General features: G+C 67.2%; 18 protein-coding genes. 6 read left to right on the forward strand and 12 right to left on the reverse strand.

All coding sequences use genetic code 11. The features are described 5' to 3' along the window. Positions 1-27 precede the first annotated feature (27 nt). Both QZM67_RS37340 and trmL read left to right on the forward strand, forming a co-directional pair. A complete protein-coding gene (locus tag QZM67_RS37340; RefSeq protein WP_301811042.1) occupies positions 28-828 on the forward strand; it encodes a ComF family protein in 801 nt (266 codons plus the stop codon). A 107-nt stretch (positions 829-935) separates the two neighbouring features. Beyond that, a complete protein-coding gene (trmL, locus tag QZM67_RS37345) occupies positions 936-1,406 on the forward strand; it encodes a tRNA (uridine(34)/cytosine(34)/5-carboxymethylaminomethyluridine(34)-2'-O)-methyltransferase TrmL (RefSeq protein WP_175026595.1) in 471 nt (156 codons plus the stop codon). A gap of 34 nt (positions 1,407-1,440) precedes the next feature. Here the strand turns inward: trmL and QZM67_RS37350 are convergent, their stop codons facing one another. The 5 genes from QZM67_RS37350 to QZM67_RS37370 form a co-directional block, all read right to left on the reverse strand. Then, entirely contained in the window at positions 1,441-1,965 is a 525-nt protein-coding gene (locus QZM67_RS37350; RefSeq protein ID WP_043187212.1) for an O-acetyl-ADP-ribose deacetylase, read from the reverse strand. Between the two features lie 95 nt (positions 1,966-2,060). Beyond that, positions 2,061-3,059: an NAD(P)H-dependent glycerol-3-phosphate dehydrogenase gene (locus tag QZM67_RS37355; RefSeq protein ID WP_011353284.1), complete on the reverse strand. Its 999-nt coding sequence runs from the start codon at positions 3,057-3,059 to the stop codon at positions 2,061-2,063. Positions 3,060-3,087: 28 nt separating this feature from the next. Beyond that, on the reverse strand, positions 3,088-3,570 hold the full coding sequence (secB, locus tag QZM67_RS37360; RefSeq protein ID WP_011353285.1) for a protein-export chaperone SecB: 483 nt from the start codon (positions 3,568-3,570) through the stop codon (positions 3,088-3,090). Positions 3,571-3,676: 106 nt separating this feature from the next. Beyond that, entirely contained in the window at positions 3,677-3,937 is a 261-nt protein-coding gene (grxC, locus tag QZM67_RS37365; RefSeq protein WP_039346228.1) for a glutaredoxin 3, read from the reverse strand. Then, a complete protein-coding gene (locus tag QZM67_RS37370) occupies positions 3,934-4,356 on the reverse strand; it encodes a rhodanese-like domain-containing protein (RefSeq protein ID WP_089451322.1) in 423 nt (140 codons plus the stop codon). The genes grxC and QZM67_RS37370 overlap by 4 nt, the downstream gene beginning before the upstream one ends. A 135-nt stretch (positions 4,357-4,491) precedes the next feature. On the opposite strand from QZM67_RS37370, the gene gpmA reads away from it, so the two are divergent. The 3 genes from gpmA (at position 4,492) to QZM67_RS37385 (ending at position 7,910) form a co-directional block, all read left to right on the forward strand. Next, entirely contained in the window at positions 4,492-5,238 is a 747-nt protein-coding gene (gpmA, locus tag QZM67_RS37375) for a 2,3-diphosphoglycerate-dependent phosphoglycerate mutase (protein WP_027789056.1), read from the forward strand. A gap of 264 nt (positions 5,239-5,502) precedes the next feature. After that, positions 5,503-7,053, forward strand: coding sequence for a S41 family peptidase (locus QZM67_RS37380; RefSeq protein ID WP_301811047.1), 1,551 nt, complete (start codon positions 5,503-5,505; stop codon positions 7,051-7,053). A gap of 104 nt (positions 7,054-7,157) precedes the next feature. Continuing rightward, positions 7,158-7,910 carry a HesA/MoeB/ThiF family protein gene (locus QZM67_RS37385; protein ID WP_301811049.1) on the forward strand — a complete coding sequence of 251 codons (753 nt, stop codon included), beginning with the start codon at positions 7,158-7,160 and terminating at the stop codon, positions 7,908-7,910. A 72-nt stretch (positions 7,911-7,982) separates the two neighbouring features. Here the strand turns inward: QZM67_RS37385 and ptsP are convergent, their stop codons facing one another. The 7 genes from ptsP to QZM67_RS37420 all read right to left on the reverse strand — a co-directional run bounded on the left by ptsP (position 7,983) and on the right by QZM67_RS37420 (position 15,408). Beyond that, the gene (ptsP, locus tag QZM67_RS37390; protein ID WP_043187426.1) at positions 7,983-9,755 is read right to left on the reverse strand and encodes a phosphoenolpyruvate--protein phosphotransferase; all 1,773 of its coding nucleotides are present in this window, start codon (positions 9,753-9,755) and stop codon (positions 7,983-7,985) included. Between the two features lie 201 nt (positions 9,756-9,956). Continuing rightward, positions 9,957-10,226 (reverse strand): HPr family phosphocarrier protein, encoded by a 270-nt coding sequence (locus tag QZM67_RS37395; RefSeq protein ID WP_011353292.1) that lies wholly within the window; start codon positions 10,224-10,226, stop codon positions 9,957-9,959. Between the two features lie 73 nt (positions 10,227-10,299). After that, the gene (locus QZM67_RS37400) at positions 10,300-10,770 is read right to left on the reverse strand and encodes a PTS sugar transporter subunit IIA (protein WP_043187196.1); all 471 of its coding nucleotides are present in this window, start codon (positions 10,768-10,770) and stop codon (positions 10,300-10,302) included. A 230-nt stretch (positions 10,771-11,000) separates the two neighbouring features. Further along, positions 11,001-11,957 (reverse strand): glutathione synthase, encoded by a 957-nt coding sequence (gshB, locus tag QZM67_RS37405; RefSeq protein WP_175026591.1) that lies wholly within the window; start codon positions 11,955-11,957, stop codon positions 11,001-11,003. Between the two features lie 26 nt (positions 11,958-11,983). Continuing rightward, positions 11,984-13,273: a glutamate--cysteine ligase gene (gshA, locus tag QZM67_RS37410; RefSeq protein WP_043187192.1), complete on the reverse strand. Its 1,290-nt coding sequence runs from the start codon at positions 13,271-13,273 to the stop codon at positions 11,984-11,986. 244 nt (positions 13,274-13,517) lie between these two features. Further along, positions 13,518-15,032 carry an ammonium transporter gene (locus tag QZM67_RS37415; RefSeq protein WP_301811053.1) on the reverse strand — a complete coding sequence of 505 codons (1,515 nt, stop codon included), beginning with the start codon at positions 15,030-15,032 and terminating at the stop codon, positions 13,518-13,520. Positions 15,033-15,069: 37 nt separating this feature from the next. Further along, positions 15,070-15,408 (reverse strand): P-II family nitrogen regulator, encoded by a 339-nt coding sequence (locus tag QZM67_RS37420; RefSeq protein ID WP_027789049.1) that lies wholly within the window; start codon positions 15,406-15,408, stop codon positions 15,070-15,072. 355 nt (positions 15,409-15,763) lie between these two features. Between QZM67_RS37420 and QZM67_RS37425 the strand changes: the two genes are divergently transcribed. Beyond that, complete coding sequence (locus tag QZM67_RS37425; RefSeq protein WP_006489451.1) at positions 15,764-16,015, forward strand: accessory factor UbiK family protein; 252 nt, start codon at positions 15,764-15,766, stop codon at positions 16,013-16,015. Positions 16,016-16,072: the final 57 nt, after the last annotated feature.

Consider the following 16,072-nt stretch of genomic DNA (forward strand, 5'->3'; position numbering starts at 1 on the left):
TTGAGGCGGGGTGTCAGGAGTGTTGCGATGATCCGCAGTTCCGCCCGACGTACGATGCGCGTCGCTTTGTCGCAGGTTTGCACGCTGGCAGCGCGCGTCGCCGCGGTCGCGCTACCCAATCGCTGCGCACTGTGCGGCAATTTGTCACACGCCGTGATTTGCGGCGCTTGCGACGCCGCGTACTGGAATGAAGCGCGGCTGCGCTGCGACGTCTGCGCGCTGCCGCTGGGCATCGGGCACGCTCGTTCGCCCCCGCCCCGCGGCGCTCGCGCCGCCGGCCGTGCAGCCGCGTACCGTTGCGACGCGTGCCGTGCGGCACCGCCGCCGTTCGATGCAACGCTCGCACTGGCGGATTACCGCGCGCCGCTCGACGGGCTCGCGCGCGGCCTGAAGTTTCACCGGCAACTCGCGCTCGGCGCCGAATTCGCGGCGCGGCTCGCCCGGTTGACCGACGATACGCCCGGCGCCGGCGGCTTCGACCTGGTGGCGCCGGTGCCGCTGTCGCACCGGCGGCTCGTCGCGCGCGGCTACAACCAGGCGTGGGCGATCGCGCGTCCGCTCGCGCGGCGGCTCGGCGTGCGCGCGGATGCGGCGCTGCTCGCGCGCGTCGCCGACACCGCGCCGCAGTCGCGGCTCGACCGGCACGCACGGCGCGACAACGTGATGGCGGCATTCGCGGTGGCGGGTGGCGTCGCCGGCCGCCACGTCGCGCTCGTCGACGACGTGATGACCTCCGGCGCGACGCTCGCGGCCGCCGCGCAGGCGCTCAAGGCGGCGGGCGCCGCACGCGTGACGAATCTGGTTGCGCTGCGCACCGCCAGGGACTAATTAGATAGAGAGGCCAGCCGCCCGGATACGGCGGCGGCCGTCATGAACCGGCCGGCCGGGAACGCGCACGCGTCGCGCTGCCCCGGCCGGCCCAGCCAAACCGATACATGTTCAACGTCGTCCTCGTCGCTCCCGAAATTCCGCCGAACACCGGCAACGTGATCCGCCTGTGCGCCAACACGGGCGCGCGCCTGCACCTGATCGAGCCGCTCGGCTTCCCGCTCGACGACGCGCGCATGCGCCGCGCGGGCCTCGACTATCACGAGTACGCGCAGATGCGCGTGCACCGCGACTGGGACGCGTTCGTCACGGCAGAAACGCCCGACCCCACGCGAATGTTCGCGTTCACGACGCGCGGCTCGGGCCGTTTCCACGATCATGCATTCCTGCCCGGCGACTGGTTCGTGTTCGGCTCGGAAACACGCGGCCTGCCCGCGGAGCTGCTCGAGCGCTTCCCGAACGAACAGCGCGTGCGCCTGCCGATGCGGCCGGACAACCGCAGCCTGAACCTGTCGAACACGGTCGCGGTGGTCGTGTTCGAGGCGTGGCGCCAGGCCGGCTTCGAAGGCGGCGCATGACGCCGGCGCGGCGCATCCCGCCCCGCGGGACGCGTCACGTCCGCGCGAGCCGCGCGCGATACAGGTCATAAATGTCGGGGGAAAAGCACGCGAACACCACGCGTGCGAGGTTTGGCGCCTGCGGCAGCATTTCGGCGACGGTGCCCACCGCGATCTCGACGGCTTCTTCAGCCGGATAGCGATAGATGCCGCAGCTGATCGCCGGGAACGCGATCGACGTTGCCGCGACCTCCTCGGCCAGCTCGATCGCGCGCCGGTAGCACGACGCGAGCAGCTCGGCCTCGCCACGCCCGCCGCCATGCCACACGGGCCCGACCGCGTGGATCACATAGCGCGCCGGCAGCCCGTGGCCGCGCGTGAGCTTGGCATCGCCCGTCTCGCAGCCGCCGAGCGTGCGGCATTCGGCGAGCAGGCCGGGGCCGGCCGCGCGGTGGATCGCGCCGTCGACGCCGCCTCCGCCGAGCAGCGAGCCGTTCGCGGCGTTGACGATCGCGTCGACATCGAGTGTCGTGATGTCGACGACCTGCGCATCGAGCGTGGTGGAATGGATCTGCAGCATGACAACCTCCCGGAACGCCGGAGACTGTTCAAGCGTAGCGCGCTTTGACGCCGCGCGCCCGACGCAAACACGGCGCCAGACGGCGCCGTGCCACGTTACTCGGCGCGCGCGTCGCGCCGCAGCAGGCCGCTGACGGCGTCGCGCGGCGCGATGCCGTCGAACAGCACGCCGCACACGGCTTCGGTGATCGGCATTTCGATCGATTGCGCGCGCGCGATGGCCAGCACGGCCTGCGCGCAGCGCACGCCTTCGGCCACGTGGCCAAGCGCGCCGAGGATATCGTTCAGCGTGCGGCCGGCCGCCAGTTGCAGGCCGACCGTGCGGTTGCGCGACAGGTCGCCCGTGGCGGTGAGGATCAGGTCGCCGAGGCCCGTGAGGCCCGTGAAGGTCTCCGCGCGGCCGCCGAGCGCGACGCCGAGCCGCGACATTTCGGCAAGCCCGCGCGTAATCAGCGCGGCGCGTGCGTTCAGCCCGAGACCGAGGCCGTCGGCGATGCCGGTCGCGATCGCGAGCACGTTCTTCACCGCGCCGCCAACCTCGACGCCGACCACGTCGTCGCCCGTATAGATCCGCATCGCGCCGTGATGGAACGCAGCGAGCGTGCGCTCGCGGCATTCGGCGGACGTGCTTGCCACCGTCAGCGCGACGGGCAGCGACTGCCCGACCTCGCGCGCGAAGCTCGGCCCCGACAGCACGCCGTTGCTGTGCTGTTCGGGCAGCTCGGCCGCTATCACCTGATGCGGCAGCAGATGCGTGTCGGCCTCGAAGCCCTTGCAAACCCAGACGACGTGCGCGGGCACGCAGCCTGCGTCGCGCATCGCGTGACACAGCGTGCGCAGCCCGGCCACGGGCGCGGCGATCACGCACAGTGCGTCGTCCGCGGCGCCATGCGCGAGCGCGGCGCCGAGATCGGCGTCGTAGCGCAATGCGTCAGGCAGCGCGATGCCGTCCAGATAGCGGGAATTTTCGTGCCGGGCCTGCAGCCCGGCGATGAGCGCGGCGTCGCGCGCCCACAGAAGCGTATCGTGCCGCGCGGCCAGATGGCCCGCGAGCGCGGTGCCCCAGGCACCGGCGCCGAGAACGGCTACTTTCATACCCAGCACCGGTCCTCCGAATGAAACGTCAGTTCAGCGTCGTGCCGTTCGGTGCACCTGCTGCGGCACCGGCCTGCTGCTGAAGCTGCGCGAGGCGTTGTTCGTACAGCGCCTGGAAGTTGATTTCCGCCAGGTGGATCGGCGGGAAGCCCGCGCGCGTGATCGCGTCGGCGATGTTGGAACGCAGGTACGGGAACAGGATCGTCGGGCATGCGATGCCGACGAGCGGGTCGAGCTGTTCGTCCGGAATGTTGCGGATGTCGAAAATGCCGGCCTGCTTCGCTTCGATCAGGAACGCGACCTTGTCCTTCACCTTCGCGGTGACGGTGCCCGACACGACGACTTCGAACACGCTTTCCGCGAGGCGGTCGGCCTTGACGTCGACTTCGACTTCAACCGACGGCATGTCCTGCTCGAGGAAGATCGCCGGCGAATTCGGCTGCTCGAGCGACATATCCTTCAGGTAGACGCGCTGGATGTTGAAGAACGGTTGGTTTTCGACGTCGGACATGGTGTTTCCCTAAAAGTGGTGACGGGGCGGCCCGGCTTCTCGCCGGCCGCCTCGGATAATCCTGCGCGCTCAAGCCGCAGCGCGGCCGGCGGCCATTCTGCCCTAATCAGGCCGCTTGCAGAAGCGGGACGAGCCCGCCTTCGCGGTCGAGCTTTGACAGATCGTCGTAACCGCCGACGTGCGTGTCGCCGATATAGATCTGCGGCACCGTGCGGCGCCCCGTGCGCGTCATCATTTCGTCGCGGCGGGCCGGATCGCGGTCGATCAGGACCTTCTCGATCTGCTCGACACCGCGCAGCTTCAGCAGGCGCTCGGCCTGGATGCAATACGGACACACCTGCGTGCTGTACATCAAAACCTTGTTCACTTCGCCACTCCTTGTTTGACGACCGGCATCCCGGCCTGCTGCCAGGCGGCCACGCCGCCCTCGAGCACGTGCACCTCGGCGTAGCCCGCCGCCTCGACCTCGCGCGCCGCCTTCTGCGACTGCTGGCCGTTCTGGCAGACGAGCAGCACCGGCGTGCTCTTGTTCTTCGCGACCTGCGCGATCTTCGTGCCGATCTCGCCCGCCGCGACCTGACGTGCCGACGGCAGGTGGCCGGCAGCGAAATCGGACGCGGCGCGCACGTCGATCACGACCGCGTTGCGGCGGTTGATGAGTTGCGTCGCCTCTGCGGCCGACAGGCCGCCACGGCCGCGGCGCAGCACGGGCCAGGCCAGCAGGCCGCCGGATACCACCAGGATCGCGATAAGGGCCAGGTTGGTGTAATCGGTAAAGAACGTCACGGAATTCCGCCGGAAAAAGAGAAATCGGATGAGGACAATCCCGCCATTATAAAATAACCGTCTTGCGCGATGGCGGGCCCGGGTCGGGTCCTGCTCGATGCGCCACAGCTTCCTTCACTACCGACCGCAAGATCCATGTACAAACTCGTTCTCATCCGCCACGGCGAATCGACGTGGAACAAGGAAAACCGCTTCACCGGCTGGGTCGACGTCGACCTGACCGAACAGGGTCGCAACGAGGCCTACCAGGCCGGCGAATTGCTCAAGGAGGCCGGCTACACGTTCGACATCGCGTACACGTCCGTCCTCAAGCGCGCGATCCGCACGCTGTGGCACGTGCAGGACAAGATGGACCTCATGTACCTGCCGGTCGTCCACTCGTGGCGCCTGAACGAGCGCCACTACGGCGCGCTGTCGGGCCTGAACAAGGCGGAAACGGCCGCGAAGTTCGGCGACGACCAGGTGCTCGTGTGGCGCCGCAGCTACGACACGCCGCCGCCCGCGCTCGAGCCGACCGACGAACGCGCGCCGTTCAACGACCCGCGCTATGCGAAGGTGCCGCGCGAGCAACTGCCGCTCACCGAATGCCTGAAGGATACGGTCGCGCGCGTGCTGCCGCTGTGGAACGAGTCGATCGCGCCGGCAGTCCGCGCCGGCAAGCAGGTGCTGATCGCCGCGCACGGCAACTCGCTGCGCGCGCTGATCAAGTACCTCGACGGCATCTCGGACAGCGACATCGTCGGCCTGAACATCCCGAACGGCGTGCCGCTCGTGTATGAACTCGACGAAAACCTGAAGCCGATCAAGCACTATTACCTCGGCGACCAGGACGCGATCGCGCAGGCGCAAGCCGCCGTCGCGAAGCAGGGCAAGGCGGGCTAACGCCCGTCGGCCGGGTGAGCCGCGTCCGGCGCGGCATGCCCGGCCTCCGCCCCTGCCCGGCGCACTGCGCGAACCTTCGCGGCTCCGGCGCTGTCGAAACCGCTTTCGAACCCGCAACGCATGCGGCGGCGCCCCGCCGGGCTGGCTCCCGGCCCTTTTCGACGCTTTTCGCGCCGTTCCACTGAGTTATCGGACGAACAGTTATACTTGTCCGCTACATCATCCCCGCTACCGCCACGCGCTTCCCGACCGCACCAGATCTCTATGCGAATGAAATTGAAGAACATCGGCCTGATTGCCGCGGGCCTCGCCACGGGCGTGTTCGCCACGCTGCAGGTTTCCGCATCGGCCGAGCAGACCGCCACGGCGCCGCTTCCCCTCGACCAGCTCCGCCTGTTCGCGGAAGTCTTCGGACAGATCAAGCGCGAGTACGTCGAACCGGTCGACGACAAGAAGCTGCTGACGGCCGCGATCAAGGGCATGGTGTCGAGCCTCGACCCGCACTCGTCGTTCCTCGACAAGACCGACTATGACGAGCTGCAGGAGCAGACGAAGGGCCGCTTCGCGGGTCTCGGCATCGAGATCTCGCAGGAAGACGGCCTCGTCAAGGTGATCTCGCCGATCGAAGATACGCCCGCGTTCCGCGCCGGCATCCGTCCGGGCGACCTGATCACGCGCATCAACGACAAGCCGGTGCGCGGCATGACGCTCGACAAGGCCGTGAAGCAGATGCGCGGCGAGCCGGGCACCAAGGTCACGCTGACGATCTTCCGCAAGAGCGACGACCGCACGTTCCCGGTCACGGTCACGCGCGCGATCATCAAGGTCCAGAGCGTGAAGATGAAGATCCTCGATCCGGGCTACGCCTATGTCCGCATCACGAGCTTCCAGGAGCGCACGACGCCCGATCTCGCCCAGAAGCTGCAGGACATCGCACGCCAGCAGCCGAACCTGAAGGGCCTCGTCCTCGACCTGCGCAACAACGGCGGCGGCCTGCTGCAGAGCGCGGTCGGCGTGGCCGGCGCGTTCCTGCCGCCCGACTCCGTCGTCGTGTCGACCAACGGCCAGATCGCCGATTCGAAGCAGGTCTACCGCGATACGTACGACAACTATCGCCTGCCGTCCTTCGATGGCGATCCGCTGAAGAACCTGCCGCCGGTCTTCAAGACCGTGCCGATGATCGTGCTGACGAACGCCTATTCGGCGTCCGCGTCGGAAATCGTCGCCGGTGCGCTGCAGGACTCGAAGCGCGCGCAGATCATGGGCAAGACGACGTTCGGCAAGGGTTCGGTGCAGACGGTCCGCCCGATGACGGCCGACACCGCGCTGCGCCTGACCACCGCGTACTACTACACGCCGAGCGGCCGTTCGATCCAGAACAAGGGCATCACGCCGGACGTGCCGGTCGATCAGTACGCGGACGGCGATCCGGACGACGTGCTCGTGACGCGTGAGGTCGACTACTCGAACCACCTCGCGAACACGCAGGATCCGAACGAGAAGAAGGAACAGGAAGACCGCGAGCAGCGCCGGATGGATCAGCTGCGGATCCTCGAAGAGCAGAACGACAAGAAGACGCCGGAGCAGCGCCAGAAGGATCGCGATCGCAAGCCGATCGAGTTCGGCAGCGCCGACGACTTCATGATGCAGCAGGCGCTCAACAAGCTCGAAGGCAAGCCGGTCCAGGAATCGAAGTCGCTGCTCGCCGAGAGCACGACGAAGAGCCCGGCCGGCAAGGCTGCGGCGGGCTCGAAGGCATCGAGCGCAAGCGCGAAGCCGGCAGCCGCACCCAAGCCCGCGTCGGCGCCGCAGTAAGCGCCGGCCGGCATCCGACGGGCCATCGCGGGAAGACCGCGATGGCCCGTTTTTCATGCGCGCCTAAAATAACGACACGTCCGCCGCCTCGCTCACGACTCCCCATGAACGACGATCAACTCCTTCGCTACTCCCGTCACATCCTCGTCGACGAAATCGGCATCGAGGCGCAGCAGCGCTTTCTCGATGCGCACGCGATCGTCGTCGGCGCGGGTGGTCTCGGCTCGCCCGCCGCGATGTATCTCGCGGCATCGGGCGTCGGCACGATCACGCTCGTCGACGCCGATACGGTCGACCTGACGAACCTGCAGCGGCAGATCCTGCACGTGACGGCATCGGTCGGCCGCAGCAAGGTCGCATCGGGGCGCGACGCGCTGGCGCAACTGAACCCCGAGGTGAAGGTGCACGCGGTCGCCGAGCGCGTCGACGACGCGTGGCTCGACGCGCACGTACCGCGCGCGACCGTCGTGCTCGACTGCACCGACAACTTCGCGACGCGACACGCGATCAACCGCGCGTGCGTCGCGCACGGTGTGCCGCTCGTGTCGGGCGCCGCGCTGCGCTTCGACGGCCAGATCAGCACGTTCGATTTCCGCGACCCGGCCGCGCCCTGCTATGCGTGCGTGTTTCCGGAAGACCAGCCGTTCGAGGAAGTCGCGTGCGCGACGATGGGCGTGTTCGCGCCGACGGTCGGGATCATCGGCGCGATGCAGGCCGCCGAGGCGCTGCGCGTGATCGGCGGCATCGGCAAGACGCTCAACGGGCGGCTGATGATGCTCGATTCGCTGCGGATGGAATGGACGACGATGAAAATCGCGCGCCAGGCCGACTGCCCCGTGTGCGGGGGCCGGCACTGACGCACGACGGGCATGCGCCGTTCGGCGCATGCGTTGTGACACTTCCTACAGTTTGAGCGGCGCCGTGAGCGCCTACGCAGCCGCGTCGGCGCGCGGTTCGGCAACCGACAGGCGCTGCAACGCGGCCTGCACTTCTTCCGGCTCGAACGCGGCGAGCACGTCGGCCGTCGGCTTTTCGAGCGCCTTCAGGTGCGCACGCAGGATCTCCTGCTTCACGACCAGCAACTGGCTCGGGTGCATCGAGAACTCGGTGAGCCCCATCCCGAGCAACAGGCGCGTGAGCGCCGGATCGCCGGCCATCTCCCCGCAGACCGACACCGACACGCCCGCGCGCTTCGCTTCGCGCAACGTATAGGCGATCAGGTGCAGCACGGCCGGATGCAGCGGGTCGTACAGATGCGCGACCGCGTTGTCGGCGCGGTCGATCGCGAGCGTGTACTGGATCAGGTCGTTCGTGCCGATCGACAGGAAATCGAACCGCTTCAGGAACAGCGGCAGCGCGATCGCCGCGGCCGGAATCTCGATCATCGCGCCGATCCGCACGTTCGGATCGTATGCGAGCCCCGCGTCGTCGAGCTGGCGCTTCGCCTCGCGGATCAGGTCGAGCGTCTGGTCGATCTCCTGCGCGTGCGCGAGCATCGGGATCAGGATCTTCACCTGGCCGAACGCGGACGCGCGCAGGATCGCACGCAACTGCGTGAGGAACATCTGCGGCTCGGACAGGCTCCAGCGGATCGCGCGCAGACCGAGCGCCGGGTTCGGCGCCGTCTCGTAGCCTTCGTCGAGCGCCTCGAGCGGCTTGTCCGCGCCGACGTCGATCGTGCGGATCGTCACCGGCATGCCCTTCATCCACTCGACGGCCCGCTTGTACGCGGCGAACTGCTCCTCCTCCTCCGGCATCTCCTTCTGATGCATGAACAGGAACTCGGAACGGAACAGCCCGACACCGACCGCACCGGCCTCGACGGCCGCCTTCGCGTCGTCGGGCAGCTCGATGTTCGCGTACAGCTCGATCTTGGTGCCGCATAACGTTTGCGTCGGCGAGAACTTCAGACGCTGCAGCTTGCGTTGCTCCAGCAACTTTTCGGACTGCCGGTACGAATATTCCTCGAGGACGATCGGCGCCGGATCGACGATCACGATGCCCTGGTCGCCGTCGACGATGATCAGGTCGTCCTGGCGGATCAGCGCGCTCGCGTGCTGCACGCCGACCGCGGCCGGAATGCCGAGGCTGCGCGCGACGATCGCCGTGTGCGACGTGCGCCCGCCGAGGTCGGTGACGAACGCCTGGAACGACTGCGACTTGAACTGCATCATGTCGGCCGGCGCGATGTCGTGCGCGACGACGATCATCTCGTTCGTGCCGTTCTTGGCCGCGCGGTCCAATGCCTGCGACGCGGACGGTGCACCGGCGAGCGCCTTCAGCACGCGCTCGACCACCTGCTCGATGTCGGCCTTGCGCTCGCGCAGGTATTCGTCCTCGATGTCGTCGAAGTGGCGCGTGAGCAGCTCGAGCTGCTCGGTCAGCGCCCACTCGACGTTGTAGCGGCGCGTGCGGATCAGGTCGATGGTTTCCTGCACGAGCATCTCGTCGCTCAGGATCATCGCGTGCACGTCGATGAATGCGCCGACTTCGCTCGGGGTGTCGTCGGTCAGATCGGCGCGCAGCGCTTCGAGTTCGTGATGCACGACCTCGAGCGCCGTGCGGAAGCGCTCGACCTCCGCATCGATCTGGTTTGCCTCGACCAGGTAATGGGCGACGTCGAGCGCCGCCGGCGCGATCAGATACGCTCGCCCGATCGCGATACCACGTGAGACGGGAATGCCATGCAGCGTGAAGGACACGCGCACCTCCTCTGTACAAGTAAAGCCGCGGCACACTGCTGCGATGCGCTTATGACCCCGGTTAGCGATTATAAATTCCGCGACTCCCCGCTGACTGCATGCACCGCAGCATTGCGCATTCCGCATCAATGCTTCCGACGAAAAAAATGCCGCGGAATCCGCGGCATTCTGGCTGGAAACAGCAACGATCCCGCGTGAGGATCACTGGCCTTCGCCGAACTTGTCGGCGATCAGCTTCAGCAGTGCGTCCATCGCTTCCTGCTCGTCGGACCCTTCGGTCTCGATCGTCACGGTGCTGCCGATGCCCGCCGCCAGCATCATCACGCCCATGATGCTCTTCGCATTGATCTTGCGCCCGTTGCGTGTCATCCAGACTTCCGACTGGAAGTTGCCGGCCAGTTGCGTGAGCTTGGCCGATGCGCGCGCATGGAGCCCCAATTTATTGACGATGGTGGTTTCTTGTTGAAGCATGATTCTCGGTCGGGTCGGTCGGGGCCGCCGGCGGCGCGCGTCGGCGGTGCTGTCTAAAACGGAAAACGGGAAATCAGTGCGACTCGGTGCGCGGCTGCGGTTCGGGCGGAATCGGCGCGCACTGGCCGCAGCCGGTTTCCGTCGGCGGCGGCGGCGTACCGGCCGACACCTCGTGGACGCCCTTCGCGCCGCCGGACAGCGCCTTGTCGACCAGCTTGTCGAGCGGCACGGTGCGGTAGCAGACGACCCGCACCAGCATCGGCAGGTTCACGCCCGCGAGCACGCGCACGTTGTCGAGCTTCGCGAGCTGGCCCGCGATGTTCGCCGGCGTCGCGCCGTACATGTCGGTCAGCACGACCACGCCATTCTCTTCCCTGAGCCGCGCGAGTTCCGCGTGCGCGAACGCCATCACCTGGGTCGGATCGCTGTCCGCCATTACGTCGATACAGCCGATGCGTGCGGGCACGCCGCCGTAGATGTGCGCGATGCAGTCCCGCAACGCGGTAGCGAGCGGGGCGTGCGCGATGATCAGAATCCCGGCCATGTCAGATCGCTCCCGGCCGCCCCTGGCGGGCCGACACCCCGCGGCGGGGCAATGAGCGTAGCGAGTGTGGGAAACGTTTCATGATCAGCCTTGCAACAGTGTCGGCCCGACCGCCGGGCCTTCGGTGCGCGATCGCGGCACCGGGCAAGCGGGCATTGTAGCAGGCCGGTCGAACTGCTCCGGCGACGGGGGACCTGCGCGGCCGCCGCCGGGGTTGCGCGGGAGACGGCCTACGCGGCCGCACGCTCCAGCGCGTCGATGAACATCGCGGCGACGTCGAAGCCGGTTTGCTCCATGATCTCGCGGAAACACGTCGGACTCGTGACGTTCACCTCGGTCAGCCAGTCGCCGATCGCATCGAGGCCGACCAGCAGCAGCCCGCGTGCCGCGAGCACCGGGCCGAGCGTGTCGGCGATCTCGCGATCGCGCGCGGTCAGCGGCTGCGCGACACCGAGCCCGCCCGCCGCGAGATTGCCGCGCACCTCGCTGCCCTGCGGAATCCGGGCGAGCGAATACGGCACCGGCTCGCCGCCAATCAGCAGGATGCGCTTGTCGCCGGCCTTGATCTCGGGGATGAATTTCTGCGCCATCACCGAGCGCGTGCCGTCGTGGCTCAGCATCTCGATGATCGAACCGAGGTTCATGCCGTCCGGCTTCACGCGGAACACGCCCATCCCGCCCATCCCGTCGAGCGGCTTCAGGATCACGTCGCCGTGCTCGGCATGGAACGCGCGCAGCCGTTTCGCATCGCGCGTGACGAGCGTCGGCGCGACGAACTGCGGAAACTCGCCGATCGCGAGCTTCTCCGAATGGTCGCGGATCGACTGCGCCTTGTTGAACACGCGTGCGCCCGCGCGCTCGGCCAGCTCCAGCAGCCAGGTAGACGTCACGTATTCCATGTCGAACGGCGGATCCTTGCGCATCAGCACCGCGCCGAACGATTCGAGGCGGCGCGCATCGACGGGCCCTTCTTCGTACCAGGTGTCGCGATGCAGGTCGTCCAGCTCGCCGACGAACGTGACGCGCCGTACGTCCGCCTCGACGGCGGAACCCGTCCACGCGAGGTGGCGCGGCTCGCACGCGTAGATCGCATGCCCGCGCCGCGCGGCCTCCGCCATCATCGCGTAGGTCGAATCCTTGTAGATCTTGAAGCGCTCGAGCGGGTCGGCGATAAAGAGAATGTCCATGAGGTCCTGTACTTGGCGAAGGTCCGTTACACCTGGATGGCTTCGGGATCGGTCTTTTCCAGTTCGATCGACGACGCGATCAGCGACAGCCGCGCGACGACGCCGTACATGTAGAAACGGTTCGGCGGTGCGGCACCCGGCTTCGCGCCGGCATCCGGCAGCGCGGTGTGCTCGAAGCCGAGCGGCACGTAGTGCATGCCGGGCGCGTTCAGGTTCTGGTCGCGCTCGCGGCCGGCGTGCGTGCGGTAGAAGCCGCCGACCACGTAGCGGTCGATCATGTACACGACGGGCTCCGCGACTTCGTCGCCGACGCGCTCGAACGTATACACGCCTTCCTGCACGATCACGTCGCGCACCGCGAGGCCGGCCTTCGACTCGGCCATCTGCGCGCGCTCGGCTTTCGACATGCGGCCGATCTCGGCCGCGTCGTGCACGGTCATCACGCCGCGCCCCGCCGTGCCCGCGTCGGCCTTCACGACGACGTACGGCTTCTCGCTGATCCCGTATTCGCGGTACTTGCGCGCGATCTTCTTCAGCACGCCGTCGATCGCGTCGGCGAGCGCCTGCTCGCCTTCATGCGCCTGCCAGTCGACGCCTTCCACGTGCGCGAAATACGGATTCACCATCCACGGATCGACACCGACCATCTTCGCGAACTTCTTCGCGACGTCGTCGTAGCACGAGAAGTGCGTCGACTTGCGGCGCACGGCCCAGCCCGCGTGCAGCGGCGGCAGCAGGTACTGCTCGTGCAGGTTTTCCAGCACGCCCGGAATGCCGGCCGACAGGTCGTTGTTCAGCAGGATCGAGCACGGATCGAAATTCTTCAGGCCGAGGCGGCGCTGCGAACGCTCGAGCGGTTCGAGCACGATCTTCTGGCCGTCGGCCAGCGTGATCGGCGTCATGTCGGTGATGCTCGGGTCGAGCGACCCGAAGCGCACGTTCAGGCCGGCCTGGCGCATGATCGTCGCGAGGCGCGCGACGTTTTCGAGATAGAACGCGTTGCGGGTCGGCAGCTCGGGAATCACGAGCAGGTTCTTCGCGTCCGGGCAGATCTTCTCGATCGCGGCCATCGCGGCCTGTACGGCGAGCGGCAGCACTTCGGACGGCAGATTGTTGAATGCGCCGGGAAACAGGTTCGCGTCGACGGGCGCCAGCTTGAAGCCGGCGTTGCGCAGGTCCACCGAACAATAGAACGGCGGCGTATGTTCCTGCCATTCGAGCCTGAACCAGCGTTCGATCGCAGGCGTCGCGTCGAGGATCTTCTGCTCGAGTTCGAGCAGCGGACCGTTCAACGCGGTAACGAGGTGGGGAACCATGAATCACTCGCGAGCGGGAGAATGAAGATTGTAGAGCAATTGCTTTGCCCATTTGGGGATTGTTCCCGGCTTCGCAAGGGTTTGGAGGAAGTTTTCGGCTATTGACCCGATAGCGCGAAGGGTTATGCGCTACGGCAGCGCGCAGCAGGAGAAAAAAAGCCCGCCGGGTGGGGCGGGCCGAAGTCGCTGCGCTCATTCGTGGCGGGCGCCGTCGTCGCGGCGGCCCGCCGGTCATTCTTATGACTTATTCGACGTGCTCGCCGTGCAGCACCACGTCGAGGCCTTCGCGCTCTTCCTCTTCCGACACGCGCAGGCCGATCGTCAGGTCGATCAGCTTCAGCAGCACGAAGCTCAGCACGCCGCTGTAGACCAGCGTGATCGCCACGCCCTTGGCCTGCAGCAGCAGGCTGCCGTCGGCGCCGCCGATATCCTTGACCGCAAACACGCCCGTCAGCAGCGCGCCGAGAATCCCGCCCACGCCGTGCACGCCGAACGCATCGAGCGAATCGTCGTAGCCGAGCTTCGACTTGAGCCACGTCGCTGACCAGAAGCACACGACGCCGGCCGCGATGCCGATCGCGAGCGCACCCGGCACGCCGACGAAGCCGGCCGCCGGCGTGATCGCGACGAGACCCGCGACCGCACCCGACACGATGCCGAGCACCGACGGCTTGCCGTGCGAGATCCACTCGGCGAACATCCAGCCGAGCGCCGCGCAGGCCGTCGCGACTTGCGTCGTCAGCATCGCGAAGCCGGCACGGCCGTCAGCCGCAACCGCCGAACCCGCGTTGAAGCCGAACCAGCCGACCCACAGCATCGAGCCGCCGATCATCGTCAGCACGAGGTTGTGCGGCGCCATCGATTCGCGGCCGAAGCCGACGCGCTTGCCGAGCATCAGGCACGACACGAGGCCCGCGATACCGGCGTTGATGTGCACCACGGTGCCGCCCGCGAAGTCGAGCACGCCGTCGGACGACAGCCAGCCGGTCGGCTCCCACACCATGTGCGCGATCGGCACGTAGACGATCAGCGACCAGAGCGTCATGAACACGAGCATCGCCGAGAACTTCATGCGATCGGCGAATGCGCCGCAGATCAGCGCCGGCGTGATGATCGCGAACGTCATCTGGTAGACGAAGTAGACCGATTCCGGAATCGTCGGCGCGAGGTGGCTGACGGTCAGCGTCGTCGCCTTGTCGCCGTGGATGTAGTTCATCCCGTGCAGGAACGTGCGCGACAAGCCGCCGATGAAGCCGTTGCCCGGCGTGAACGCGAGGCTGTAGCCAATCACCGTCCACAGCACCGTGATCACCGCGGTGATCGCGAAGCTTTGCATCACCGTTGCCAGCACGTTCTTCTTGCGGACCATGCCCGCGTAGAACAGCGCGAGGCCCGGGATCGTCATGAACAGCACGAGCGCGGTGGAGGTCAGCATCCACGCGGTGTCGCCCGCGCTGATCTTCGACGAATCGACGGAGAACGGTGCGGTCGGCGCGGCGGGTGCGGCCGGTGCCGATGCGGCAGCGGCGGCCGACGCGTCGGTGGCGCCCGAGGCCGGTGCGGCGGCGGCGGCCGTGGCGGATGCGTCGGTTGCGGCCGGCGCCGAAGCGACCGGCGCGGCGGCAGCCGAGGCGTCGGAAGCCGTTGCGGCGGGCGCGGACGCAGCCGCGGCGGATGCCGCGTCGTCGGCGAGCGCGGAGCCGACACCGGCCGCGATCAGCGAGCCGGCCATCAGCAGGGACATCAGAAGTTTGCGCATCTTGGGTTTCCTCTTGTCGCTTGTCTTGTCTGTTCTGTTACAGCGCGTCTGCGCCGGTCTCCCCGGTGCGAATCCGGATCACCTGTTCGATCGCCGTGACGAAGATCTTGCCGTCGCCGATCTTGCCGGTGCGCGCGGCCCGCTCGATCGCCTCGACCGCCTGGTCGACGAGATCGTCGGACACGGCGGCCTCGATCTTCATCTTCGGCAGGAAATCGACCACGTATTCGGCGCCGCGGTACAGCTCGGTATGCCCCTTCTGGCGCCCGAACCCTTTCACCTCCGTCACCGTGATGCCTGAGACGCCGAGGGCCGACAGCGCCTCGCGCGTCTCATCGAGCTTGAACGGCTTGATGATTGCGGTAATGAGTTTCATGAAGTCCTCTCGCTGGGTTGTCCCGTCGAATTGGTTGGAATGTTGTAACGGACTCTTCTCAGCAACTCGCATGCCATGTTGGCCCGAGCACCGTTTCAAAGGGCTTCATCAAGGGGTCGCATCCCGTGATGTAAGGTGCGGAAGCCCGGCCGAATGGTCAACATGGCCCGGTTTGCTGGCGCGGCGAAAGGATCGTTGCTAGAGTGCACGCACGTCCCGGATCACCGGGGCATTCACCCATGCGGGCGCCATGCCCGGAATTCGCGCTCCGGGCGCACCATTTCCGGTCATGCGTGCATCATGGGCACGTACGCAACTGAAGATGCACATTTTTTGTGCAAGGAAGGGGAATCACATGAAGCAACCCAGCGACGTTTTCAACGATCTGCAGTCGCGCGTCAGCGATCTGCTGAAAAATTCGCCGGCCAAGGACGTCGAGCGCAACGTGAAGGCCATGCTGTCGCAAGGCTTCTCGAAACTCGATCTCGTCACGCGCGAGGAATTCGACACGCAGGCCCAGGTGCTCGCCCGCACCCGCGTGCGCCTCGAGGAACTCGAGAAACGCGTCGCGGAACTCGAGCAAAAACTCGCCGCGCCGCAAGCCTGACGCCCCACCCGGCCGCAAGGTCCGGGCGCGGGCCCCCACCAGCGGCCCCCCCCCCCC

Origin of the sequence: Burkholderia sp. AU45251 (genome assembly GCF_030482905.1) — a bacterium.
Taxonomy (GTDB): domain Bacteria; phylum Pseudomonadota; class Gammaproteobacteria; order Burkholderiales; family Burkholderiaceae; genus Burkholderia; species Burkholderia aenigmatica.